This window comes from Novosphingobium sp. PASSN1, from assembly GCF_002278815.1.
Genome location: NZ_NKIS01000001.1, coordinates 279,393 through 302,153 on the forward strand (window position 1 = coordinate 279,393; position 22,761 = coordinate 302,153).

Here is a 22,761-nt window from a genome sequence, read left to right on the forward strand (position 1 = left end):
AACCCTTCAAAACGTGCTCTGCGCGCCATGTTGGCCGCAGGCCTTTGCCGGCCCTTTGCGGGCAGGCGGTGCAATGCCTTGCCTTGATCCGGCATGCGCGATACCGCACCGTGCATGGCCGATCAACCGACGCTCCAACAATCCGTGCCCCTCACCGGGGCCAAATCCATCAGCGGACAGCCCAGCCGGGCGGGAGATTTTCCTCCGCCGGGTGAGCTGCGCTTCCGCAGCATCAATCGCTTGGGGCTGTGGACCCTCTATATGAAGGAGGTGCGCCGTTTCTTCAAGGTGCAGACCCAGACGATCTGGGCACCGGCGGTTACAACCTTGCTCTATCTGATGATCTTCACGCTCGCATTGGGCGGCGGCGGCCGCGTGGTGCTGGGCGTGCCCTTCGCCACGTTTGTCGCGCCGGGCCTGATCGCGATGGGCATGATCAACAATTCGTTCGCCAATTCGAGCTTCGGGCTGCTGGTCGGCAAGATCCAGGGCACCATCATCGATTACCTGATGCCGCCGATCTCGAACGCGGAACTGATCCTCGCGCTGGTGGCCGCGGCCGTCACGCGCGCGGTCCTCGTCGGCCTGGCGGTTGCGGGAGCCATGCTGTTCTGGCCGGGCGTGGATCTGACCGTCCAGCACCCCTGGGCGGTGATCTGGTTTGGCCTGATGGGCGCGATCCTGCTGGCGCTGATCGGCGTGCTGACCTCGCTGTGGGCGGAAAAGTTCGATCACAACGCGGCGATCACCAATTTCGTGATCACGCCGATGTCGATGCTTTCTGGCACATTCTACGTGATCAGCAACCTTTCGCCGGTTTTCCAGACGGTGAGCCGGTTCAACCCGATCTTCTACGTGATCTCGGGCTTCCGCTTCGGTTTCCTGGGGCAGAGCGATATCGGCACGACCAACGAGGCAGTGCTGCACGGCGCGATCGGGCTCGGCGTGCTGAACCTCGTGCTGTGGATCGCGATCTATTACATCTTCCAGTCGGGCTGGAAGCTCAAAGCCTGAGGCTGGCGGGGGAGGGCGGGCACACCGCCGCTCTCCCGGTCAGAGCTTAATGCGAAAGGCCGCGGCGCAGGCGGTAGCGCCCCTCGCGGAAGGCTTCGAACATCTCGTCCACCGAAGGATGATCCACCGGGCCGCCATCAGCGTCTGACAGCAGGTTCTGCTGGCTGACGTAGGCGACGTAGCTGTTCTCGTCGTTCTCGGCGAGGAGGTGATAAAACGGCTGCTCGCGCGGGGGGCGGATTTCGGCGGGGATCGATTCGTACCATTCCTCGCTGTTGGCGAAGACCGGATCGATATCGAAGACCACACCGCGAAAATCGAACAGCTTGTGGCGCACGACATCGCCAATGGCGAAGCGCGCGCGGGAGACGTGGGGGGCCGTGATCTGCCGACCGGCCGTGGGCGAAAAGAAACTCGCGCGATCCATACACTCGAATATAGGCCTCTCCCGCCGCGAAACAAGCGAGCCTTAGTGTCCTTAGCGTGAATTGTCCCTCGGGTGTGGCATGTTTCCCCTTGGCAAGCGGCAGACCATGCGCTAACGGCGCGCTTCCTCGACCGGGACGGTGCAAGCCGCCTCAACGACACTTCGCGGAGAGGTGGCAGAGTGGTCGAATGCACCGCACTCGAAATGCGGCATACGGGTGACCGTATCCAGGGTTCGAATCCCTGCCTCTCCGCCAAGTGCCCCTGATTTTATTTGATAAAATTCAAGGTTTGGGGCGTTGCCCACGACTAAGCCCACAATAGATTTGCGGCGGTAGGCGGCTGGTATCGAACGCGGGTGAATTTTCACGCGCGCCGGACAAGCCGGACACATCGCGCACGCGCGCGTGCGATGGCGGAAGGAAATTGGGTTTAGCGATAATTCTGGCGGGTTGCGACGGTGTTGGAAATGAGCGGCCTAGCCTTTTGACCTCCCCCCCGGGCTGGCGACCTCGGGCAGGCTTAAGGGGGGCATGTTCTGAATTGTGAATGACAGATTTTCAGGGTCCAGACGGTCACCAAACGCAAGGCCAAGAGCATTTGCCCGCCCCCCCTTTGCGCGCGCGTTATGGCCGCACAAGTCAGCCGGAAAAGCCCGTATTAAATCAAAGCTATGAGTCCCCGCGTTTCAACCGCCCCAATGTCAGGTTCCGCAAGGCTCTCTCCCGCCCTTCGGCAGTACGCGGCCCGGTTGAAGCGCCGCCATGAAACTTGCACCGGCCATTGGCGCAAAGGGTAGTGGAACCGCATCGCTCGCCGTTCTTCTTTCGCGCACCGCAGGTTAGCCCGCGAAGGTAGCGGGGGAAGCTCGGCACATATTGGCCAGCCGCTTCGGCTGCACTCGCCTTTGTCCACCATTGGCGAAACAGGATGCGCTTTACGTCATCCGGCTGCACTTTGGCCCAATCCTCGAATTGGCGCATTCGGAGCGCGGCGAGGTGAAATTGCGCCAGCACCTCGGCAAAGGCTTTGGTGTGCCTACCCATGATCGGTTTCGCGCATTCCGCGCACGTCGCGCGCGCGCGCGTAATCCTGCCCGGTCCAGATAACCGGCTTGGCTGTCAGGGTCCGCCGCCAAAGCCAGCCCTCGCAATCCTCGCCCCGCCAGCGCGCAACGCTTGAGGTGAACGCCAGTTGCCGCGCGCCCTCCAGCCGATCAGCAAGCCCACCGTTTCCCGGCTCCCGTCCAATTCCAAACAGGTCGGATGCGCTCCAGCCCAGCGCCGCAGCGGCCTCGCCATGAATGCGCGCAATCCACAGAGCATCGGCCAGCAATATGGGCCACAGGTCCGGTGCAATCCCGGCTGGCGGGCGGCTGGTATCGAGCGCGCCAAGTGCGGCAAGCCATGCAGCGGGATCGGCGGGCACCTCGATTTGAGAAACAGCCCTCGGGACAATAGAGACGATAGGGACAGAATGGGCCATTGGCGCGCTTGTGTCGGCACAGTCCGTCCCGCGCTCTTGCGCTTTCAGGTGCCGGGCCAGTTCGCGCCAGCGGCTCATTGCGCGGCCCGATGCAATGCCGGGTTCACGGTATAATCGCCGCTCGCACGTCCGGGGCCATCGCCATCGCGCTTGCCGGAAGCCCGAACCAGCCCACCATCCTCCAGCACCTCCAGTGCCGCATCCATGGCCTTGGCGTTCCGCAGCGAGGGTAGCGCGGTCTTGTGCGGGCTGCGCTTCAGTTCGCGCTTGTTGAACGCCCGCAGACCCTTTTTGACGATATAGCGCGCCAACATTGCCGCATCGCGCTCGGCAGCGGGCAAAGCGGCATCGCCATAGACGCGCTCGGCCATCGGCTTGGCATAGCTGTCAATCCACTCGGCAGCGGCCTCGATTGTCTCCAGCGATATTTCGCGCGGTTCCGGCCCGCCGCTCATTGCCCAGCGGGCCAGTTCGGAAGTCAGGGCGATGCGCAACAGCGCGCCATCCATCTTGCCGACAAACGACTTCAACAGCCCCGATGCATCATCATCAAATTCGGCGTTGTCCGCCTGCCATGCCTCAAACAGATCGGCGGCGCTGGCTGATAGCGGCAATGGGATCGCAACCGGCTGGCCATCGCCATTGCGGCCCCACTCCAGCGCCTCCAGCCGCCGATATGCCGATTCAAGCGCGGAATGGTCCGCACACTGGCGCGGGCGAGCGAATTTCAGCTTGTCGGGCCAGATCCAAAGGAAACGCGCCACCAGCCCGTCATCGGGGAACGCCAGTAGACATTCGGCCATCTTCGCCGGTTGTATGCCGCCTAGCACGCTCACGCCGTTGAAAGGCACGGCCAGCGGGCCTTTCGCGCCCTTTCGATCGATCACGAACGAACGCCCGCCGTATGCCTCCAGCCATTGTTCGCGCCCTCCCGGACTGTATCGCTCGAACGATTGAAGCCAGCCCGCCAGCTCGTCGCGCGCCAGCAAAGTGCCTTGAGGATTGCCCGCCAAAATCGCGCCGATGGATTCGGGCGTTGCGTCCATAACCAGTGTGCGCCGCCGGGTCGGTTCGTCCGGTTCATGCGCGGCGGCTGGCATCGCGGGCATGGTGGCAGCGCCCTTTTTGACAGCATCGCCTAACCGTTTCTCCCAGTCGTCGCGCACTGCTTTGGCCCGCCGCTCGGCTTCCTTCCATGAGTGCATCGCGGACTTGTGCAGGTCCGCCCCATCGCGCTCGATTGCCCGCAGCGGTTCCAGCACTTCATCGATAGGCGGCGATTTGCGGCTGGACGGGTCGCCCACGATACCAATCCACAGAATGGGCGGCTCTGCCCAATTGGAAGTGGCGTAGGGCCTCACCCGGCGCTTGCCTCCGATCAGGCTGGCGCATGTGGCCAGGAATGCGGCGGCGGGATAATCGAGCGGCGTTGCCGTGCCCTGTGCGATGGCCTCCAGCAAGGGAAGCGCGGGGCCAAACAGCCCGGTAGGCATCGGCACGGCGGGACGGCGGCTGGCCTGCAAGATTGACAGGTCCGGCGCGGGCCAATCCGATTTGGCAACGCCGATGCTGGCGACGATTCCGCCATCATCTAGGTCGGCATGATCGCGCCGCGAATAGGCGGGGGCGGGGTTATCCATTCCAAGTTCCTCCCGGCAGCGCGATAAGCGCGCCTGTGCGAAGCGATGCGAGGCGCGCGGCACGGTGGCCCGGTTCGTCGTCATCGGCGGCAATTATCAATGTCAGGTCTGGCCGCTTGGCTTGTATCGCCTCGGCAATATCGGGCAGGTTGCCAGCGGTCATGGCAGCGACAACAGGCAGACCAGTGGCACGGCGGACAGCGGCAACGGTTGCCACGCCTTCACCGATCACCAGCCGGTCAACGGCCTTGCCCACGCGCCACAGCAAGCCCTTTGTGCGCCCGCCTTTGTGGAACAACTTTGGCGCGCCTTCCTCTGGCGGGATGCTCTGGACATTCCACAGGACGCCATCGGGATCGATCATCGGCACCAGCAACCATTTTCCGGCCTGCCAAAGCCCCTCTGGCGCGATGCGCTTGCGGGCTAGGTATGTGTGGCCCGGATCGGCTGGACGCGCGCCAGCGAGTCTCTGGCGGGCTTCCTCGGCGGCTTTGGCGTGTTGCTCTGCCTTCACCCGTTCCCGCTCTGCCTCGGCCCGGTGGATTGCATCGCGCTCGGCCTGTGTCAGTTCGCGCGCGCGTATTGCGTCGCGAGGGGGCAGGAAGCCATCGCGGCGAAGCATATCCTTCACCGCAAGGGCCTCGGCCTTCCCGCCGTTGTAGCAGGCCACCAGCACGCCATCCGGTGCGCCCGGTGCCAGCCGTATGGCGGTGCCCCGATCACGCGGCGAATGGCCCGGCGTCGGTATCACGCATTCGCGGCCTGTTAGCTTCCCGCCGTATTGCGCCGCGATGGCGCGAAGGTCCGCAGCACCGATCACAGATCGGCCCTCCCATCCATCGGTTGCCGTTCGGCGCACCATTCATGGCCCGCCACGATTGGCCAGAGAGCATCCCCCACCAGACTAGGCGCACGGCGGCGGCATTCGCCCCGGTTGCTCCCATCCCTTGAAGGGTTGAACGCTGCGCACGTTTCGCAAGTCTGTGCCGCGTTCATGCCGCACCGCCGTTCGGGCCATGCTCTGCCACCACCCAAACGATAGCTGCGCGCCCGCTTGGATTGGTCCGGGTTCGCCCTGAATCGATCACGCTTCGCGCCGATACCAGTTCGGAAATGCGCGGCTGGATGCCCCAGCGGTTGCGGCCAGAGGCTTCAACCACCTCCAGCGCCGTCATGCCGTGCGCCCCGGCTTGATGGATCAAGCGGTAGGAAATGGCCCGCAGCGTATCGGTCATGCTTCCCATCGATGCGATTGCCGCGCCGCTTGTGCGTGTGGAGCGCCTACCCATTGGCCTGCCCTCCCACAAACAGGGCGAGCGCGGCGAGCGTCTCGGCCCCAAGGTGGAGCGCTATAAGGCGCGGAAGTTGCGCGGCTGGCCGGGTGAAGGTAGAGGAAAAGTGCGAACCGCCTGCCAGCTTGTCGCGCGTTGCCCCGGCCCCGGCTGGGGCTTCGTTTTTTGGGAGCATGGCTCACGCCTCCCCGTTGCCGGTCCAGCCGGTCGCAAAGGGGTTATCGTGCTTGTGCGCTTCCATAACCGCGCTCGGGATCGGATTGCGGCGGTAGTGGTCGCGCCAATAGTTGCCAGCGATAGCCCGGTGGTGTTCCTCCGCCATGGCCGGTTCAAGTGCCACCCGCGCCGCCTTCACCGTTTCGTGAAGCGCGGCGAGAATCGGAAGCACTCGGCATTGGAAGTGTTCGGGCGAATGGCCCTCCAGATCACCGCTTGCGGCAAGCTCGAATGCCAGCCGGTCCAGCGCGCTCCCCAGTTCGGCAAGGGGTTGTGCCTGTGCCGCGCTCATGCCGCGTCACCTTCGATCAGGCGGCGAAGGCTGGCAGCGGGGATAAGCGTTCGGCCATCGATGCGCCGCGCCTCCAGCCGCTTGGACTTGATAAGGGAATAGAGCTTGGTCTTTCCGATGCTGGAAACGCGGCAGGCATCGGCGATGGAATAAGCGAGCGGTTCAGTGGAAATGCTATTCATGGAGAGGGATTCCTTACCAGAGCGCGCGCCCGGCGATTAGTTCGCCAGCGTTCGCTTTTTCGTTGTCGGGTTTCGACGGTGCGGTTAGGAATGCCCTCGCGAGGACGCCAATCTATCGCGCGGGACCCTCCAGCCTTCACCGGTTTGGAGGGTTTCGTTTAATCCGTCATTTCGTGGCCTTTCTTGTTCATATGGATGTTTTGTAGTCCGCCTTGGGGGGGGATTCGCAAGGCAAACAAATCAAAATTCGATTCAGTTCGTCGCAAAACTTTCGTGTTCATTTGAACGCGTTGTAATTCACACGCCGAGACTGGGTAAGCGTGAGGTCGGCCTTATGCACAGCATCGCCCCCACATTCACCACAGCCCGCAGGCCACCGCGATCCAATCGAATCAGCCAAGCACGTCAATCTGTCCTTATCGGAGTCCCGCGTCCGGTTCGCCAAAGTCGTCCCGTTCGTCGTCCTCTGTGCCCATATTCGGCGGAGCGCGATGCTGGCCGATGCGATTAGGCCAGGACATATCCCGCTCGTCTCCGTTGGCCTCTGGCGGGTCGCTTTCCTCGGCATCGGGATCGCCGCCGATCAGGTCCAGCACATCGATCAGCACAGTGACCGCCTCGGCAATTTCGTGCGCCGAATGCCGGTTCAACAGCTTGGCGGCGAGGCGCGCGGCAGCGGCGGGCGGGAATGCGGCGGGGCGTATGACAACGCCCGGCGCGCGGTCGGCTGGTGCGCTTGCCATAATCACGCCCCCATGATCGCGGCAGCGGGGCCGCTCGCCTGCAATGCGCTATCGTCCCTATTGTCCCTAACGTCCCAAGGCGTGTTTCCCGGTTTCGCAGCCAGTTCGATTTGCTCCCCCAATTCGGCAGCGCGGCGGGCCGCTTCACGCGCCAGACGGCAGAAAACAACAATCCGATCAATTGCCTCGACATGAGATTTGCCGCCTGCCTCACCGCCGTAGGACAGATCATCGCTTGCACTATCAATGGCGGCGACAAGGTGCGCTGCCTCGCGGGCGCGGGCCTGTACCTCTAGCGCCAACGTATTGATTGCCCGAAAAGCATTGTCCGCTGCGAAGGCGGTTGTCATTGCAGTGTCAGCCATATTCTCGACTCCAGTTAGTCGGTTGTGGTTAGGGCCAGCATCGGGGCGCAATCCCTTTGCTGGCCCGCTTCCATCGGGCCTAGCGCCCGGTGAAACCTTAGACTGCCTCGGCCTGCCGGATCGGCGTAACCGTGCCACCAGCCGCAGCGGGGCGGGCGCAATACTCGGCCCATGCATCCATCAACTTGACGCGGCGGGGCAGCAACGTGGCACGGGCATAGGACGCCTCTGCCTTGTCTGGCAGTTGGTGCGCCAAGGCATGTTCGATCACTTCGCGGGGGAAGGCCGATTGCTCGCCAGCCCAATCGCGGAAGGTGGAGCGGAATCCGTGCGATGTAATCAAGCGCCCGCCTTCCTTGCGGTCAATCCAACCGGTGCGGCCCTCGGCTTGCTCTGATTTGTGCATCCGGCGAATAAGCATCGCCATGGCCATGCCTGACAGCCCCTCGCCATCACTGGCAGGGAACAGCGGGGCATCGGCGCGGCCCTTGGTATTGTGGCACTGGACAGCCTCCAGAACGGCCACAGCGCGCGGGGAGAGGGGCACAGAGTGTTCCTTCCCTGCCTTCATCCGGTTGGCGGGAATGGTCCAGACAGCCGCCGCTAGGTCAATCTCTGCCCACGTCGCGCCGATCACTTCACCAGTTCGCGCGGCGGTCAAGATTGCAAACTCCAACGCCCGCGCCGCAACTGCTTCCCGCGCGCGAAGGTCCGCCATGAATGTGGGCAATTCGCCATAGGCGAGCGCGGCATGGTGGCCCCGGCTCAACTTGCCCGGCTTTGGCAGGATATGGTCTAGGTGCCCGCGCCAGAGCGCCGGGTTTTCGCCAGAGCGCATCCCTTGCACCTTCGCGGCTGACAGCACGTTTTCAATCCGGCCCCGCACTCGGCTGGCGGTTTCAGGCTTGTCGTTCCAGATCGGCTCCAGCACCTTCAAAACGTGATCGGTGCCGATCAGCGAAACGGGAACCTCGCCAATGATCGGATAGACATAGGTGGCCAGCGTATTGCGCCATTGCTGGCGATGCTTGTCGTTGCGCCAGCCGCCCTCTTTGCGGTCAATGAACGCCTCGGCCACGTCGCGGAAGGTTCGGCGGGTCAAAGCCTCGGCCTGCCCTTGTGCAGCGGCTTTGCGGGCCTTGGTGCGCTTGCCCTCCAGCGCCTCGCCTTTCGCGGCCTGTGCGGACAGTTCGCGGGCCATGGCGCGGGCATCGGCCAGTGCGATTGCGCCAGCACCAGCCGCCGGGCCTAGGCCAATGTCGCGCGCCTTCCCGCCAGCGGTGGAACGGTAAAGCCAAGAGCGTGCCCCGCCATCCTGCACCCGCAGATAAAGCCCGCCGCCATCGGCATGGCGACCGGGGCCAGCATTGCGGACAGAGACGGGAGTTAGAGCATTGTGCAGCTTGCGAGGCATGGCGGACATTCCTTGTTGCCCATATCGATGCCCACAATGATAGCGCGGTTGCCCATAAACGGAAAGGGACTAATGCGAACGCCTGTGAATTGCCTATCTACCAAACGTCAGCAAATTAAGGGGTAAATGGACCTAATGCGAACCGCTCTGAATTATAGTTAGGAGGACTGCCTCTCCGCCAAGTCGTTCCTTGTTTCATCGCCATATCAAGGCTGATCGGCCAGCGCGAAGGGCTTTTGTCCGGTCTGGTGCGTTGGCTGGGAATATCTGGCGGGCGTCTTCGTTGATGCTTGCAGTTTCGCCGATGCCGGGATGGTCATGCCTTCGCCCCACACTGCCAGTCCGGCCGCACGCAGGCTGGTTGCCTCTCCTGTCTTTGCCCTGATGCACGCCGCCGATGGTGCCTGCTTTGTCATGCAGGAGGCCGAGCCTTATGCGCAGTATTGGCTGACCGAGCGAGAGCGGCTCGTGTTTGCGCTGTTTGGGCGCAAGGGCGGGGCGGGGGTGCGCGGGGTGGTCGATGCGCTGCTGATTTTACGGGCACCGCGCGATGCGGAGGCGGAGCGGGGGCGGATCGAACGCGCGATTGCCGGGATGCGCGGCGCAGGCGTGCTGACCGAACCGGACGGCGAGCTTTCGCGCTACGGCGCGGCGATGGCGCGCGATTATCTGGAGCATCGGCCCTTTCCGCGCGCACTGGCCGGGCGGATCATTGCGCGCGCCGGGATCGGCGAAGAGAGCCGGGTGCTCGATCTCGCCTCCGGGCCGGGCAGCCTTGCGCTGCAATTGGCGCAGGCCTGCCCGAACGTTTCGATCATGGAGCTTTCGCGCGGGTTCTGCGCGGCGGCGCAGGCCGAGGCGGCGGCGCGCGGGCTGCGGATCACGGCGATCAACGAGAGCTGCAACCGGCTTGCCCAGCATGAAGGCAGCTATCACGCGATCACCATCTCGCAGGCGCTGCACTGGCTGGATCAAGCGCAAGTCTGCCAGGGCGTGAGCCGCAATCTCGCGCCGGGCGGCCGCTTCTTCGTGATCGATGCTGCGATCAGCCTGCCAGACGCCCATCCGCTGAGCTACATTCTGGGCGACCGCACGCCGCTGGGTGACAAGTCCGCCGTGCCGTTCGCGGTGCAGGCGGCCGAGCGGTTTCGCCGTCTGGGCCAGCTTTTTGCCGGGCTTGGCACGGTGGTCGGGGGTGTCGAGCTTGGGCTTTATCGGCAGGTGCGCCCGATCGACGAGGGGTTTGCGCGGGCGTTCCTTTCGCGCACACATCTGGCCGGTCTGGGAACGGACGCGGCGGCATTCTGGCAGGATCTGGCCTTGCGCTGCGCCTCCGCTGCGCCGGGGGCCGGGATGGGCGTGCTGGAATGGTCGGTGATGGAGTTTCGCGAAGGCGCGCCGCAGGATGATCTGGCAGGCATTTCAGCCGCTCCGGCGCAGGAGATCGCGTTTCCCTAAGGGTGCGCGATCACCACCAGGGTTTCGCTGCGCGCCAGCGCGGTGCGCAGGCACTGGTCCATCGTGGCGGGATCGAGCGAGGCGAAGCTTTCATCGAGGATCGTGACCGCCGCGCGCTGAAGCAGGGCGCGCGCGAGGAATACGCGGCTGCGTTCGCCGTGCGAGAGCTGCCAGCCGGTTTCGCCGATGCGCTGGTGGAGCCCTCCGGGCATGCGGCGCAGGAGATCGCCAAGGCCAAGCTCTTCGCACAGGCCCGCCGCTTCGGCGAGATCGGCCTCGCTGGCGGGCCATTGCCGCCCCATCAGCAGGTTGAACGCGAACGTACCGGATAGGATATGGTTTTCGTGAAACTGCGGTGCGGCGGTGACATGGCTGTGCCAGGCATCACCAATCGTCGGCCGGTCCAGCCCCGCCAGCAGCAGCAGGCCGCCATCGGGCTGGCGCAATCCGGTAAGCAGGCTGGCGAGGGTGGATTTGCCGCCGCCGGAGGGGCCTTCGATCAGGATGCGGTCGCCATGGGCAATCGCCAGATTGGCACCTTGCAGCACCGGGGTGTGGCTCCCTGCGTGAGTATAGCGCAAGTCCCGCGCCTCCAGCAGCGGCCCGCCGCCTGACGCAACCGGCGCGATGGTGGCTGCGCCAGATTGGGGCGCGCGATTGCCGCTGCGGAAGATCGCGCCGACTTGCCCCCACGCGAACCGCGCGCGTGAAAGGCTGGTAAGGCCGCCGCCGATGCCGCCCAGCGCGCGCTGGGCGAGCAGCATGCCGCCAAGGCTGATGGCGAGCGCGGTGGGCGCGGGCGGTGCGGCACTGGCCATCGCCGGGGCGAGCGCAAGCAGCGCGGCAAGGCTCCAGCCAAGCGAAAGGCCTGCGCCAAAGCCAAGCGCGGTGCGGTCCATCGTTCGTGCGCTGCGCAAGTATCCCGCCAACCGGGTATCTTCGGACGCATCGCGCCGCGCCGGGCGTTCCTGCGCAAGGCGCGTGCGGTGGCCGGTCATCGCCTCGATCAGGTAGTGCGTCATGCGCAGGCGCTGGCGGGTCCAGCCGGAAATGCTGCGGTGAACGCGCAGGCCAAAGCCCGCGCAGCCCACCGCCGTTATCGCGAGCAGCGCGGGGTGCAGGACGGGGGCGGCCCCTGCGCGCAGGACCAGGCCTGCCAGCACCAGTTCGATCAGCCCGACGAGTACGGCAAAGGCACCGCCGAGCGCGAGGCCTTCGAGCGCCTGTGCTTCCATGATCTGCCCGATCATCTCGCCCACCCCGCGCCGCCGCACCAGATCGGGCGGCATTGCCAGTGCGCCCGCGAGCAGGCGGGACTTGAGCAGGCGGCCGGTTTCGAGCGCGAACACCGCTTCGCTCCAGCCCGCCAGCAATTGCACCGGCAACAGCGTGAACGCCAGCAGCGCCCAGGCCGCAAACCAGCCCCAATCGAGCTTGCCTGAAAGCGTCGCCCCGCCAATCAGGCTCCAGCCCCAGAGGTCTGCGCCATAGAGCAGCGCGAACAGGGCCGTGATCTGAAGCAGCCGCCAGTGCAGCCCGGCGCGGCGGCATTGCCGCAGGAAGGGGGCATGGGCAGGCAGGCGCAGTAAGACGAGGCCTTTGACAGCTTGCGCGCCGATCCGCGCGGCGATCATCGCGGCGCTCACTTGTTCGCGCCGCGCCTGTGCGATGCCAGCCGCGCCGAGCACGCGGGCCACTTCGGGTTGTAGTGCGGCGGCGAGGGGCTGCGCGACGCGCGCGGCCAGCGCCTCGGCATCAAGCGCCACGCGGCGGCCATCGCGGCACAGTGCGATAGGGCGGCCCCGGCGCACGCCGTCGAGCGCGAGGAAGGCCCCTTCGATGGCGACCAGCGCGGGGCCGCCATGGCGCAGGAAGGCCGGCAGTTCGCGCACGGCGGCGGAAACGGGCAGGGCCTCGATGCCGAGCCGCGCGCCCGCACGGACGAGCCACTGCGTAAGATCGGTATCGAGCCCGGTCGGGGGTGGGGGCGGGGCCTCTGACGCATCGGCGCGGGGCAGGAGATCATGGCGCAGCGCCAGCGCCTCAAGCGCTTCGCCCAGCGCCGATGTTGGCCACAATGCGGCTTCCGGCAGCAGGCTCATGCCACTTCCGCCACGCTCTGGCCGCTGACCTGCCAGCGCCGCCATGTCGCCGCGCGCCAGCGGCTGCCGATCATCGCGGCTTCGGCGGCGATCAGATCGCGGTAGGGGCCGGGCACTTGCGCCAGTGTGCGCGGATTGCCATCAGCGGTGATGCGGCCATCCTCGATCACGAGCACGCGGTCGAACGCTTGCGTCTCGGCGATGTCGTGCGTCACGCAGAGCAGCGTGGTGCCCTGCCACCAGCGGCGGGCCGAGGCCATCAGCGCGCTGCGCTGCGTGCGGTCCAGCCCCCGGAACGGTTCATCGAGGAGCGCGAGGCGCGAGGACGGTGAGAGCAGCGCGCGGCCCAGCCGCACGCGCTGGCCTTCGCCGCCCGAAAGCAGGCCGCCGCTTTCGCCCAGCGGCGATTGCAGGCCGTCCGGCAGGCGGCTTGAAATGCCCATCAGCCCGGACGCCTCGACGAGGGCGCGCACCCGGCCGAGATCCTCGTCGTCCACCGCATAAGTCAGATTGTCGAGCAGCGAACGGTTCCACAGCTGCACTTGCGGATCGACCCACGCCGTATCGAGCCGCAGCCGGGCCAGCGCCGCGCCATCGAGCGGTGCGTCATCGACCAGCACGGTGCCTTGTGCCAGCCGGTGCCAGCCCAGCAGCAGCCCGAGCAGCGAGGACTTGCCCGCGCCCGAGCGGCCAACCACGGCGACATGCTCGCCCGGCGCGATGGCGAGGTCCACATCTTCGAGGATGGTGTGCCCGCCCGCGACAACCGCGCCGCCCGTGATGCGGATGGCTGCAGGGCCCGAAGGCGCGGTGGCGGCCGTGTGCGATGTTGCTTCTTCGGGCGCTTCCAGCGGCTCCATCTGCCGCAGCAGTACGTTGCGCATGGCCGGGTATTGCCGCGCCAGTCCGGCAAGCGAGGTGGCGGCACCGGGCAGGCGCAAGGTCCAGAACACCAGCAGGAGATCGGTGCCGCGCAGTTCCCCCCGCGCGGCGAAATGCGCGGCAAGCAGCACGATGCCGAGGCCGGTCGACAGGGCAGCGGCGAGGCCTTGCGCACCGGTGGCCCATGCAGCGAGCGTGCGCGCGGCGCGGGTCCAATCGACCAGCAGGCTTTCGTGGCTGAGGCTGATCGCGCGTTCGGCTCGGTGCGCGCGGATCGGGGCGAGGCCGAGCAGCGCATCGAGATAGAACCCGTGGAGCGCGCCGCCATGGTTGCGCAGCGCCAGATCACGCTCGTTGAGCAAAGGCTGGACGACAAGCGGGGCGAGCACGGCCACCGCGACAATGGCGAGTGCCCAGCCGGTGCTGCCCGGCGCGGTGATCGCGATGGCGCAGAGCGTGAGCACCAGTTCGGTAAGCACTTGCGCGGCTTGCAAGGCGGCTTGCGGCACGCTGCGCACCAGCGGCACGGCATGGCTGCGGTCGGCCATGTCGGTAATCGGGCGGCTCTGGAAATAGCGGTCGTGAAGGCGGGGAAGCTTGGTGAACAAGGCCTGCCGCAGCCGCGCTTCAAGGCGGCGGCCCTGGCCGATCGCGCTGGCCGCGAGGCCAAGATCAAGGATGCCGGTGAACGCCACCAGCGCCGTGATCGCCAGCAACGCGCCCAGTCGCTGGGCTGGAAGCGCAAGATGCTGGGTCACTTCCAGCAGGCCGCGCAGCACGAGGATCTGCGCCGCCATGGCCAGCGCTTGCACCAGAACCGCGCCGCCGAGCAGGCCGGGGCGCAAGGCGGCATCGGCGCGCAGCAGGCTCCAGAATTGGCGCAGCGGGTTGGCGGCAGGCGCGGCCAGCGCGGCGGCGAGTTCGGGCGAGAGGTCTGCTTTGGCAGCGGATTCTTCGGCGAAATCGGCGGCTCTCGGGGCGGCTTTCAGCATGACCCCGCCGCGGATCACCAGCATCTCGCGCGCGGGGTCGGTGTTGGTGATATCGGGCAGGGCGGACCAGTACTCTTCCGGAATGATTGCGAAAATGTCGTGGCCGCTCGCCAGCGTATCGCGAAAGAGCGCGGTGGTTACGGCGGCGGCCTCGTCGCCGCGCGCAAGGCCGCGGGCCTCGGCCAGCGCCGCGCAGAGCCTGGCGGACGCATCGAGCGCGCCAAAGCCGAACCAGCCGCCTTCCGCCGCCGCCTCGACCAGCAGGCCCGCTGCGCCCTCGGCCGATAGGCCCAGCGCGAGGAGGCGGGCGGTTGTGGGCGCCTGAAATTCCGCGCTTTCACACCATTCGTGCCAATCGGACGCCAGCACGGCCTGCTGGTGCGCGAAAATCTGGGCTTCGAACTGCTGGCAGGAAATCCAGCGGCGGCCGATGGCCGGGTCCATGATCTGGAGCCAGTTGCCATGACGCGCCCAGATCACCACGAAATGCGTCGCCGTATCGGCATGGCGCACCACGACCATCGCGGGCAGCGCGGCCTTGCCGCCAAGGGCAAGGAAATCGCGCGGGACGAGCACTTGTTCTGCCGCGAGGCCGAGCTGCCTGGCGACTACTTCGATGGTGTCGATCGAGGTGCCGTCCACGCTGGTCTGGCAGGCCTCGCGCAGGCGGCCATAGCTGACGGGAACGCCGTGGCCTTCAAGCAGGCACTTGAGCGCGGCCGGACCGCAATCCATCGAGGATGTCTGCACCACTTCGGGCGCAAGCCAGCGCCGGTCCGCACCCTTCACGCGAGGAACTGCCCGAGCGTGCGCAGCAGCAGCATGAGCGGAGAGACCTGCTCGATCACGACATCGACTTCTCCCGTCATGCCGTGGCGCAGGATCAGTGCGCTGCCTTGCGGGTTGGCCATGGCCAGTTCGACTCGCAGCGCGCCATCGCTGCCATCGGCGGCAACCCGTTCGACGCGCGCAGGGAAGGTGCCGTATTCGGCCCACGAAAAGCCATCGAGGCGCAGCCGTGCGGACTGTCCCTGAGCGATCCGGCCGAGCGCCGTGGCGGCGGGGAAGGTGGCGACAAGGCGCAAGCTGCCTGCCGGAACGATGGTGGCGAGCCGCGCGCCGGGGGCGAGCACATCGCCAGCGCGCACGGGCGAAACTTCGCCGATCACGCCGCTGATGGGTGCGCGGATCTTCTGAAGATCCGCCTCGCGGCGCAGCTGATCGGCCAGCGCGGCAGCGGCGGCAGCTTCGCTTTCGGCTTCAGCAAGGCGGGCGGCTATATCGGCGGAATCGACGCGGCGGCTGGCACGGGCGGTCGCGGCATCGCCCTCGGCGCGGCGGCGCTCCTCGGTGGATGCATCGCGCAGTGCGGCGGCGCGGCGCGCTTCGCTGTCGGCGCGGGCGGCATCGATCGGCGCAATCGCGCCGGCGGCGCTATCGGCCTGCTGGCGGCGGGCAAGATCGTCCTGAAAGCGTGCGGCGGCATCGGCCTCGCGGCTATGCGCGCGGGCGGCAGCGATGGTGGCAGCGGCGGCGCGCGCTGCTCCGGTGCTGCTGCCAAGGCTGGCGGAAAGCTGTTCGCGCAGCGCCGCAAGCCGGGCGGGAAACCCGGCGAGGCGCGCTTCGGCTTCTGCCAGCCGTAGCCGCTGCGCCGAGGAGTCGAGCTCGGCAAGGACGTCTCCGGCGGCGACCTGGCGGCCGATGAACAGGCCTGACCCGACGAGCCTTCCGCCCTGTTCGCTGGAGACGGTGCGCGAAGCCCCCGCGACTTCGATGCGGGCGCTGCGCGAGACTTCATACACCGCGACCCGCGCGAATGCGAACCATGCGCCCCATGCCGCGAGCAGCGCTAGCGCGCCCCACAGCAGGAGCGCTGCGCCCGCGCCGCGATCTGCATCCAGCGCGCGTGTCGTGCGTGCAAACGATCCTGCCATGGCCCCTCTCGCACGCAGTGTGCCTGCCCATCAACGAACCGCCGGGGGGATTTATTCGCAGCAAGAAACATTTCGACACGGTCAGAATAAGCAGCGGGCGGGCAGCGTTGAGGGAGGCATCGAAGCGAACGACGAGGCAGGTGCAATGGCGGCAACAGGCGCAGCATGGGAGGAGCGAACTGCAGCGTTGCAGGCGCCCAACGCTGCTTCGCCCATGGCCGACCTGACGCCGCAGTCTATGATTGCCATGCCGATGGCGCGTGCGGCCTTGTTGCAGCATGGCACCGATGAAAGCGGCGCGCGGCAGCTCACGCTCTACCATCTCGGCAAGGAAGTTTCGTGGGACGTACCGCGCCACTTCGCCTTTGCCGAAGTGCTGGTGACCGAGCGCGTGCTGAGTGCCGGGGATGCCGCGCAGCAGGGCGGATTGGACTGGGCCGAGGCGGCGGACATGCTCGGCGCGCTGCTGGAGGAAGGTCTGCTGGTACGCGCCGATCCTGGCCATGTGCCGGCCCATCATGCGCTGGGACCAGTGCCTTCGCCGCTGCCACCTGCTCCGATGGACAGGCCGCGCACGTGGACCGAGGCACCTTCGCTGATGGCGGAACTGACCGGGATGGCGCTCGATCCAGCCTATCTGGAAGTGGTGGTGCCGGTGTTCCGCACGGCGCACCTGTTTCGCGATGCGGACGGCCGCCCGATCGGCGAGGCCAACGTTTTTCCCGCCGCCGCGCGCCATGAAGTGCCGACCGAGTGGCGCGGCTGCCCTTATCCCGGCAATCGCTTTCAGGCTGACAAGCCGATCAACATGACCGCGCTCAAGGCCATGCGGGCGCAGTGGCGGCAGATGATGGGCTTGCTGCTGCCGATCCGCGCGGCCTATCTGGCGCGTTTTCCCGAGGCTGCTCAGGGTTGGACGGTGGGACATGTCGAACGGCTCGCCGTCTGCGTGCTCGCGCTGCCCAGCTACATCCTGCTGCGCCGCGATGCGCCGGTGGCCGATGGCGCGCTGCATCCTGCGCTTTCCAACCTGTTTCGGGTGACCGACGGGCTGCGCATGGTGATGCATCACATGATGTTCGTGCCGCTGTACGAACGGATGCGCGGCGCGGATGCGCCCGTCTCGGCCGAGAGCATTCTGGCTTATGCTGATCGGAACTACCTGTTTCATTCCGATCACGGTGTCTGCGCCGGGCCGCGTTTCATGATCGAGGATTTTCTCGGCGTGATCCTCGATGGCGCCGCGCCGCGCAGCGGGTTCGATCCGGCTTGCGAGCCGGAACTGGCCGCCGCCGCCGGGCTGATCGCGCCGGCGATGAACTACGGGTTGCTCGGTCTTCAGACCTTCGGCGCGGTGTTCTCGCTCTGGCCGGCCATGGCGCGTTGCTATGCGCGGCTGCACACGGTTCTCGGGGATGCAGGGGTTGATACCGGCCCTGCTGCGGCGCTGGCCGAGCGGTTTGCCGGGCACTTTGCTGCACTCAGCCATCGTTCGTTTCTGGGCAGTGAGGCCTGGCGCAGCCACCGCGAGGCGGTCTACGACGATATGTTTGCCGCTTGCGCACGCGGGCTGGGCGATCCAGCGCCCGCCGCGCCGCTTTCGGCTGAGATCAATGCGCCCGCAGCACGGCAGGCGGCAGGACCGCGTACCGTGCTGGAACAGGCCGCCGCCGAACATTTCGGCCCGGACAGCGGCCCGCTCGCAGCGGAGTTTGCGGCCATCGTCATGGATTTCCTCGGGCGCGCGCAGCGGATCATCGCGCGCGCCGAAGCGGTGCAGGCGCGCATCGCGGCGCTGCTGCATCGGCCAGTCCCGGCGCACCGGCTGACGCTGGCGCAGATCAATCTCCACAACGTGCTGATGGGGCAGGACATGCGCAGTGTTCCGTTCCTGCCGGACGAGTTTGCCGCGTTGCTGGGCATCCGCATTTCCGTGGACGCCCGGACCATCGCCATCGTGCGGGGCACAGCCCCCACGCCCCCCCATTCGCCTGCCGCAGGGCCGGTGAATACCCGTGCCTAAGGCACACTCAGAAGGAGAATACCCATGAAGATCAAGACCAACCTGCGCGCTGGCGCGAAGAGCGGCACTGTGGCCAGCGGCGGCAAGTCTAGCTCGACCGATTCCACTTCGGTGTCGACCCCGGATTCGACGCCTGTTGTCGTCGTCTACACGCGCTGCGCCGGTCTCTGATCGGTGGCTTGAAGGATGGCCGGACCACGTCTGGCCATCCTTTTTGCAGCGTTTGATGCGGGGACGTGCAGTTTGTGCCGGGCTTGTGCTTGCGGCCTCGATCGGGCTGGCCGCCCCGGCCTGCGGCGAGGCACCGCTGCGCCCTGATCCTGCCGTTGCTGCGGCTGCGGGCCAGCCAGACTGGTGGACGATTTACCGCGATCCCGCGCTCGATGATCTCATCGCGCGGGCGCATCGCGCCAACCCCGAGATTGCGCAGGCTACCGCCCGGGTTGCCCTGGCGCGTGCGGCGGCAAAGGGCGGTGTCGCCGCACAAATGCCCATCGCCGCGATCGATGCCAGCGCGACCCATGCGCAAGGGCCGCTGATCAATGCCGCAGGTGGCAGCGGCGATCTGTTTACCGCGCGGCTCACGGCGGGCTGGGAAGCCGATCTGTTTGGCCGCGCTGCTGGCCAGCGCGCGGCGGAGCGGCAGGATGTTGTGGCCGCCGACGCGCTGCTGCGCGGGACGTATCTGCTGATCGAGGACGAGACCGCGCGCGCGCTGTTTCTGGGCCGCCATCTTGCCGCCGCCGCAGCCGATGCCGCGCACATCGCGGTGCTGCTGGAAGAGGCGCGCCGGATTGCAGCGCGGGGTGAGGCGCTGGGGCTGTCCGCGCCCGCTGCTGCCGAGGCGGCGCAGCGCAGGCTTGATGCCGCCTGCCAGCGCGAAAGCGAACTTGTGCTGGCGCGCGACATGGCCTGGCGCCAGCTTGGCATGGTGCTGGGTGAGGGCGATGCGGTGGTGCCGCGAACCGGCCTTGGCGCAGGGACGCAACTGCCCGACATTCCACCGGGTGTCCCTGCCGATGTCCTGAGCCAGCGTCCGGATATTGCGGCGGCGCGGGCCGGGATGTTGGCGGCGGATGAACGCCTGCGCAGCGAGCGCAAGAGCTGGCTGCCTGCCATCGGCCTCACCGCATCGGGCGGCGCGGCTTCGCCCGGCCTTGGCCAGTTGCTGACCAGTGCCGCGAGCAGTTTCGGGTTCGGCCTGCTGCTGGGCCTGCCGGTGTTCGATGGTGGGAGGCACAAGGCGCGCGTGGCAGGGCGCGAGGCGCAGCGCAGCAGCGCGCAGGCTCAATACCGAGAGACGGTGCTGCGGGCGCTGCGCGAGGTGAACGACCGGTTGCAAGGCCTGCAAGTCGCGCGCAGCGGCCTGACTCGCGCTGCCCTGGCTCAGCAGGATGGCGAAGTCCTGCTCGCCCGTTCGCGCCAGCAGGCGGCAAACGGCACGCTTTCACGGCAGGCGGCCATCGCCATCGAGGTGGACGGGATTGAGCGCCGGATCGCGCGTTCGGATGCGGCGGTGCGGGCGCTGCTGGCCAGCCTTGATCTGCTGCAGGCGCTCGGCGGCGGCTGGCCGCAGGCGGATGGCCCTATGGCGCAGTCGGCTCCGTCGTCCAGCCCAGCGCCGGGATCGTGATCGAGCGGCGGCCCGAAAGATCGGTGCGCGCCACGATGATGTCGCGCTCTTCCATGTAGCTCAGCACGCGGCGGGCGCGGCCGAGCGAACTTGTGCCATAGACATGCGCCAGTTCCTGATCGCTGGGGCAGGGGCGCCCTTCGCTGGCGGCGCGGGCGATGAGCAGGAACGCGCCGAGCATGTCGTCGGGCACCTTGCGTCCGGCATCGAGCGCGGGTGCCCATTCATCATCGAGGCTTTCGAAGATGCCTGCGCGCGCGGCGGCGAGCCGGCGGGTGAAGGCGGCGAGATCGAGCGGGGGCTGGCGCAATCCCAGCATCCGGCAGCGGACCTGGAAATCCTGAAACAGCACCGCGGTCGTCTTGCCCGCGGCATCATCATCACCCGCAATCGCGCGCAGCGCCGTGACCATGACCGGTTCGGGATCGACCGGTTCGGCAGGTTCCTCGGTCAGCACCGCTTCGGGAAGCCGCGCGAGCTCTTCCAATACCATCGCGGCGGGCTGGGGGCGGGGGATTGGCGCGGGCGGCGGCGGGGGCGCTTCGTCCATCCCGGCAAACAGGAACTGGCGCATATCGGGCGAGGGCGCATCGGGCAGCGGCACCAGCACCGGGCTGCTGCTGCGCGCCGAAGTTTCGACCGTGCCGATCTTGAGCATGACCGGCCGTCGCGAAATCGCCGGGCCAAGGCCAAGGAACGTGCCGCGCGCCAGATCGCGGATGGATTCGGCCTGCCGCCGCTCCATGCCGAGCAGATCGGCGGCGCGCGCCATGTCGATATCGAGGAACGTGCGCCCCATCAGGAAGTTGCTGGCCTCGGCCGCTACGTTCTTGGACAGCTTGGCGAGGCGCTGGGTGGCGATGATCCCGGCAAGCCCGCGCTTGCGCCCGCGCGACATGAGGTTGGTCATCGCGCCCAAGGAAGCCCGGCGGATTTCCTCGCTGACTTCGGCCCCGGCAGAGGGCGCGAAGATCTGCGCTTCATCGACCACGACCAGTGCGGGGAACCAATGTTCGCGCGGGGCATCGAACAGCCCTGCAAGGAACGCAGCGGCGCAGCGCATCTGGCCTTCCATCTCCAGCCCTTCGAGGCTGAGCACGACCGAGGTGCGATGTTCGCGGCAGCGCCGGGCGAAGTGGACGATTTCCGGCACCGCATAATCGACCGCCTCGATCGCGATGTGGCCGTGTGGGCCGGACAGCGTGACGAAATCGCCTTCGGGATCGATCACGATCTGCTGGACATGGTCTGCGCTGCGTTCAAGCAGGCGGCGCAGCAGGTGCGATTTGCCCGAGCCGGAATTGCCCTGGACGAGCAGCCGCGTTGCGAGCAACTCTTCCAGATCGACCAGCGCCGGCCCGCCGCCGCTTTCGAATCCCAGATCCACCTTGATTGTCATGCCCTGCCGCATGGCCCGTTTGCCCGGGCCGGGGCAAGTCCCGCACCGGGCTCCATGCACAGGCGCGCTGCGCTTTGGGGCTGCTTAGGTGTCCGAGCAGCCTGCGACGTAGCGGCGGATATCGAGGCTGAGGTCTTCGATGGGCGCGTAATAGCCGTGGGTATGGACGCGCGCGGCGATGCCGGACTGGACGCGTTCGCACACCGCCCAGTCCTGCCGGTTGACGAGATCCCAGAAATCCACGGCATCGGATGGATCGAAATCCGCCTTTGCCGCCTCGTCCGGATGGAACAGGAAGCGGCATTCGATCAGCGTGCGGTCTGCGGCCAGCGGCCAGAGCACGAAGGCGGCGGCGTGATCGCACGAGACGCTGAGCATCAGGTTGGGATAGATCAGCTCGCCCTTGTGGCGGACCTTCTCCGCTTCGGACAGGCCGGGGAAGGGCGCGCGGGTGGTAGTGCCGTCCCAGGTGTAGGTGAACGCGCCTTCGCGGTGCGGGATACCCGCTTCCCAATCGAGATCGATCCCGCCGCGCACCTTGAAGGCGGGCACGATGGCTGTGAGCTCGGGGTGGACGCCGGGGCAGTGGTAGCACTCGTTGTAGTTTTCGAGGATCAGCTTCCAGTTGGCGTTCACATCATAGCGGATGGTCCGCGCGGTCACCAGATCGGCCAGCGGATAGTTCGCCAGCCGCCGCGCCGGTTCGGCCAGTCCGGCGCTGAAATCGGGCGCGGTTTCGGGGGAGAGGTTGAGGAAGACGAAGCCGCCCCATGTTTCGACCGCGACCGGGTGAAGCGCGAACAGGGTCTTGTCGAAGCCCGGCGCATCCTGAAGCTGCGGCGCGGCGAGCAGGCGGCCATCGAGCGCATATGACCAGCCATGATAGGGGCAGCGGATCATCGTGCGACCAACCACTCCGGCATCGAGCGTGACGCCCCAGCGCGCATCACTGGCGGCATCGCACATCCGTGCGCCGCGATGGCGGCAGACGTTGTAGTGCGCATGGAGCGCGCCTTCCTTCCCGCGCACCACGATCACGCTTTCGCCTGCGATATCGAGCACTCGGTGATCGCCCGGCTCGGGCATGTCCTCATCGCGGCCAGCGCAAAACCACTGGCGGTGGAAGATCGCGGCCTTGTCACGTGCATGGGCCTCAGCCGTCAGGTAGGCGGTGCTTTCGAGCGACCGTTCCATGCCGCCATTGGCTCCGTCACCGCTCATCGCCCTTGCTCCGCATAGCTTATTAGACGCTTGCCTTATAAGCGGGCT

At 66.8% G+C, this 22,761-nt stretch carries 22 protein-coding genes and 1 tRNA gene; 6 read left to right on the forward strand and 17 right to left on the reverse strand.

Going from position 1 to position 22,761, the window contains the following annotated elements; genetic code table 11:
• Positions 1-114 precede the first annotated feature (114 nt).
• Entirely contained in the window at positions 115-1,014 is a 900-nt protein-coding gene (locus tag CFE35_RS01260; RefSeq protein ID WP_292927115.1) for an ABC transporter permease, read from the forward strand.
• 46 nt (positions 1,015-1,060) lie between these two features.
• Here CFE35_RS01260 and hspQ read toward each other — a convergent pair whose 3' ends face one another.
• The gene (hspQ, locus tag CFE35_RS01265; RefSeq protein WP_292927117.1) at positions 1,061-1,441 is read right to left on the reverse strand and encodes a heat shock protein HspQ; all 381 of its coding nucleotides are present in this window, start codon (positions 1,439-1,441) and stop codon (positions 1,061-1,063) included.
• Positions 1,442-1,607: 166 nt separating this feature from the next.
• Between hspQ and CFE35_RS01270 the strand changes: the two genes are divergently transcribed.
• Positions 1,608-1,697 (forward strand) — tRNA-Ser (locus tag CFE35_RS01270).
• Between the two features lie 414 nt (positions 1,698-2,111).
• Here CFE35_RS01270 and CFE35_RS22500 read toward each other — a convergent pair.
• The 11 genes from CFE35_RS22500 to CFE35_RS01320 all read right to left on the reverse strand — a co-directional run bounded on the left by CFE35_RS22500 (position 2,112) and on the right by CFE35_RS01320 (position 9,069).
• Complete coding sequence (locus CFE35_RS22500; protein WP_366557084.1) at positions 2,112-2,486, reverse strand: HGGxSTG domain-containing protein; 375 nt, start codon at positions 2,484-2,486, stop codon at positions 2,112-2,114.
• A complete protein-coding gene (locus CFE35_RS01275; RefSeq protein WP_292927119.1) occupies positions 2,479-2,868 on the reverse strand; it encodes a hypothetical protein in 390 nt (129 codons plus the stop codon). Before CFE35_RS01275 ends, CFE35_RS22500 begins: the two co-directional genes overlap by 8 nt.
• 131 nt (positions 2,869-2,999) lie before the next feature.
• Positions 3,000-4,565, reverse strand: coding sequence for a DUF3987 domain-containing protein (locus CFE35_RS01280; protein ID WP_292927121.1), 1,566 nt, complete (start codon positions 4,563-4,565; stop codon positions 3,000-3,002).
• Complete coding sequence (locus tag CFE35_RS01285) at positions 4,558-5,385, reverse strand: toprim domain-containing protein (protein ID WP_292927123.1); 828 nt, start codon at positions 5,383-5,385, stop codon at positions 4,558-4,560. Before CFE35_RS01285 ends, CFE35_RS01280 begins: the two co-directional genes overlap by 8 nt.
• A gap of 172 nt (positions 5,386-5,557) precedes the next feature.
• Positions 5,558-5,800 carry a hypothetical protein gene (locus CFE35_RS01290; RefSeq protein ID WP_292927125.1) on the reverse strand — a complete coding sequence of 81 codons (243 nt, stop codon included), beginning with the start codon at positions 5,798-5,800 and terminating at the stop codon, positions 5,558-5,560.
• A gap of 46 nt (positions 5,801-5,846) precedes the next feature.
• The gene (locus CFE35_RS01295; protein ID WP_292927127.1) at positions 5,847-6,032 is read right to left on the reverse strand and encodes a hypothetical protein; all 186 of its coding nucleotides are present in this window, start codon (positions 6,030-6,032) and stop codon (positions 5,847-5,849) included.
• 3 nt (positions 6,033-6,035) lie between these two features.
• Positions 6,036-6,365: a hypothetical protein gene (locus CFE35_RS01300; protein ID WP_292927128.1), complete on the reverse strand. Its 330-nt coding sequence runs from the start codon at positions 6,363-6,365 to the stop codon at positions 6,036-6,038.
• Positions 6,362-6,547, reverse strand: coding sequence for a helix-turn-helix domain-containing protein (locus tag CFE35_RS01305; RefSeq protein ID WP_292927130.1), 186 nt, complete (start codon positions 6,545-6,547; stop codon positions 6,362-6,364). Before CFE35_RS01305 ends, CFE35_RS01300 begins: the two co-directional genes overlap by 4 nt.
• 416 nt (positions 6,548-6,963) lie before the next feature.
• Entirely contained in the window at positions 6,964-7,290 is a 327-nt protein-coding gene (locus tag CFE35_RS01310; RefSeq protein ID WP_292927132.1) for a hypothetical protein, read from the reverse strand.
• A 2-nt stretch (positions 7,291-7,292) separates the two neighbouring features.
• Positions 7,293-7,655: a hypothetical protein gene (locus CFE35_RS01315; protein WP_292927134.1), complete on the reverse strand. Its 363-nt coding sequence runs from the start codon at positions 7,653-7,655 to the stop codon at positions 7,293-7,295.
• Positions 7,656-7,752: 97 nt separating this feature from the next.
• Entirely contained in the window at positions 7,753-9,069 is a 1,317-nt protein-coding gene (locus tag CFE35_RS01320; RefSeq protein ID WP_292927136.1) for a site-specific integrase, read from the reverse strand.
• Positions 9,070-9,453: 384 nt separating this feature from the next.
• On the opposite strand from CFE35_RS01320, the gene CFE35_RS01325 reads away from it, so the two are divergent.
• The gene (locus CFE35_RS01325; protein WP_292927138.1) at positions 9,454-10,527 is read left to right on the forward strand and encodes a class I SAM-dependent methyltransferase; all 1,074 of its coding nucleotides are present in this window, start codon (positions 9,454-9,456) and stop codon (positions 10,525-10,527) included.
• On the opposite strand, the gene CFE35_RS01330 is transcribed toward CFE35_RS01325, so the two are convergent.
• The 3 genes from CFE35_RS01330 to CFE35_RS01340 are packed head-to-tail and all read right to left on the reverse strand — an operon-like array spanning position 10,524 to position 16,437.
• Positions 10,524-12,629, reverse strand: a complete 2,106-nt coding sequence (locus CFE35_RS01330; protein ID WP_292927140.1) for an ABC transporter ATP-binding protein — start codon at positions 12,627-12,629, stop codon at positions 10,524-10,526. The two genes, CFE35_RS01325 and CFE35_RS01330, sit on opposite strands and share 4 nt — an antisense overlap.
• Positions 12,626-15,292, reverse strand: a complete 2,667-nt coding sequence (locus CFE35_RS01335; protein WP_292927142.1) for a cysteine peptidase family C39 domain-containing protein — start codon at positions 15,290-15,292, stop codon at positions 12,626-12,628. The genes CFE35_RS01330 and CFE35_RS01335 overlap by 4 nt, the downstream gene beginning before the upstream one ends.
• Positions 15,289-16,437, reverse strand: a complete 1,149-nt coding sequence (locus tag CFE35_RS01340) for an HlyD family efflux transporter periplasmic adaptor subunit (protein ID WP_292927144.1) — start codon at positions 16,435-16,437, stop codon at positions 15,289-15,291. Before CFE35_RS01340 ends, CFE35_RS01335 begins: the two co-directional genes overlap by 4 nt.
• 214 nt (positions 16,438-16,651) lie before the next feature.
• On the opposite strand from CFE35_RS01340, the gene CFE35_RS01345 reads away from it, so the two are divergent.
• From CFE35_RS01345 to CFE35_RS01355, 3 genes are read left to right on the forward strand one after another with little or no spacing between them, the layout of a single operon-like run.
• Positions 16,652-18,460, forward strand: coding sequence for a hypothetical protein (locus tag CFE35_RS01345; protein WP_292927146.1), 1,809 nt, complete (start codon positions 16,652-16,654; stop codon positions 18,458-18,460).
• A gap of 24 nt (positions 18,461-18,484) precedes the next feature.
• The gene (locus CFE35_RS01350; protein ID WP_292927148.1) at positions 18,485-18,631 is read left to right on the forward strand and encodes a hypothetical protein; all 147 of its coding nucleotides are present in this window, start codon (positions 18,485-18,487) and stop codon (positions 18,629-18,631) included.
• Between the two features lie 55 nt (positions 18,632-18,686).
• Positions 18,687-20,093: a TolC family protein gene (locus tag CFE35_RS01355; protein WP_292927150.1), complete on the forward strand. Its 1,407-nt coding sequence runs from the start codon at positions 18,687-18,689 to the stop codon at positions 20,091-20,093.
• On the opposite strand, the gene CFE35_RS01360 is transcribed toward CFE35_RS01355, so the two are convergent.
• Positions 20,047-21,492 (reverse strand): DUF87 domain-containing protein, encoded by a 1,446-nt coding sequence (locus tag CFE35_RS01360; protein ID WP_292927152.1) that lies wholly within the window; start codon positions 21,490-21,492, stop codon positions 20,047-20,049. The genes CFE35_RS01355 and CFE35_RS01360 overlap by 47 nt on opposite strands.
• Before the next feature lie 84 nt (positions 21,493-21,576).
• Positions 21,577-22,713, reverse strand: coding sequence for an aromatic ring-hydroxylating dioxygenase subunit alpha (locus CFE35_RS01365; RefSeq protein WP_292927154.1), 1,137 nt, complete (start codon positions 22,711-22,713; stop codon positions 21,577-21,579).
• Between the last annotated feature and the right edge of the window lie 48 nt (positions 22,714-22,761).

Coding starts and splice junctions, on each gene's coding strand:
- CFE35_RS01295 (WP_292927127.1), bottom strand. CDS start 6,032: ATGCTCCCAAAAAACGAAGCCCCAGCCGGGGCCGGGGCAACGCGCGAC.
- CFE35_RS01280 (WP_292927121.1), bottom strand. CDS start 4,565: ATGGATAACCCCGCCCCCGCCTATTCGCGGCGCGATCATGCCGACCTA.
- CFE35_RS22500 (WP_366557084.1), bottom strand. CDS start 2,486: ATGGGTAGGCACACCAAAGCCTTTGCCGAGGTGCTGGCGCAATTTCAC.
- CFE35_RS01330 (WP_292927140.1), bottom strand. CDS start 12,629: ATGAGCCTGCTGCCGGAAGCCGCATTGTGGCCAACATCGGCGCTGGGC.
- CFE35_RS01260 (WP_292927115.1), top strand. CDS start 115: ATGGCCGATCAACCGACGCTCCAACAATCCGTGCCCCTCACCGGGGCC.
- CFE35_RS01345 (WP_292927146.1), top strand. CDS start 16,652: ATGGCCGACCTGACGCCGCAGTCTATGATTGCCATGCCGATGGCGCGT.
- CFE35_RS01360 (WP_292927152.1), bottom strand. CDS start 21,492: ATGACAATCAAGGTGGATCTGGGATTCGAAAGCGGCGGCGGGCCGGCG.
- CFE35_RS01320 (WP_292927136.1), bottom strand. CDS start 9,069: ATGCCTCGCAAGCTGCACAATGCTCTAACTCCCGTCTCTGTCCGCAAT.
- CFE35_RS01340 (WP_292927144.1), bottom strand. CDS start 16,437: ATGGCAGGATCGTTTGCACGCACGACACGCGCGCTGGATGCAGATCGC.
- CFE35_RS01300 (WP_292927128.1), bottom strand. CDS start 6,365: ATGAGCGCGGCACAGGCACAACCCCTTGCCGAACTGGGGAGCGCGCTG.
- CFE35_RS01365 (WP_292927154.1), bottom strand. CDS start 22,713: ATGAGCGGTGACGGAGCCAATGGCGGCATGGAACGGTCGCTCGAAAGC.
- CFE35_RS01290 (WP_292927125.1), bottom strand. CDS start 5,800: ATGACCGATACGCTGCGGGCCATTTCCTACCGCTTGATCCATCAAGCC.
- CFE35_RS01355 (WP_292927150.1), top strand. CDS start 18,687: ATGCGGGGACGTGCAGTTTGTGCCGGGCTTGTGCTTGCGGCCTCGATC.
- CFE35_RS01310 (WP_292927132.1), bottom strand. CDS start 7,290: ATGGCAAGCGCACCAGCCGACCGCGCGCCGGGCGTTGTCATACGCCCC.
- CFE35_RS01350 (WP_292927148.1), top strand. CDS start 18,485: ATGAAGATCAAGACCAACCTGCGCGCTGGCGCGAAGAGCGGCACTGTG.
- CFE35_RS01315 (WP_292927134.1), bottom strand. CDS start 7,655: ATGGCTGACACTGCAATGACAACCGCCTTCGCAGCGGACAATGCTTTT.
- CFE35_RS01325 (WP_292927138.1), top strand. CDS start 9,454: ATGCACGCCGCCGATGGTGCCTGCTTTGTCATGCAGGAGGCCGAGCCT.
- CFE35_RS01305 (WP_292927130.1), bottom strand. CDS start 6,547: ATGAATAGCATTTCCACTGAACCGCTCGCTTATTCCATCGCCGATGCC.
- hspQ (WP_292927117.1), bottom strand. CDS start 1,441: ATGGATCGCGCGAGTTTCTTTTCGCCCACGGCCGGTCGGCAGATCACG.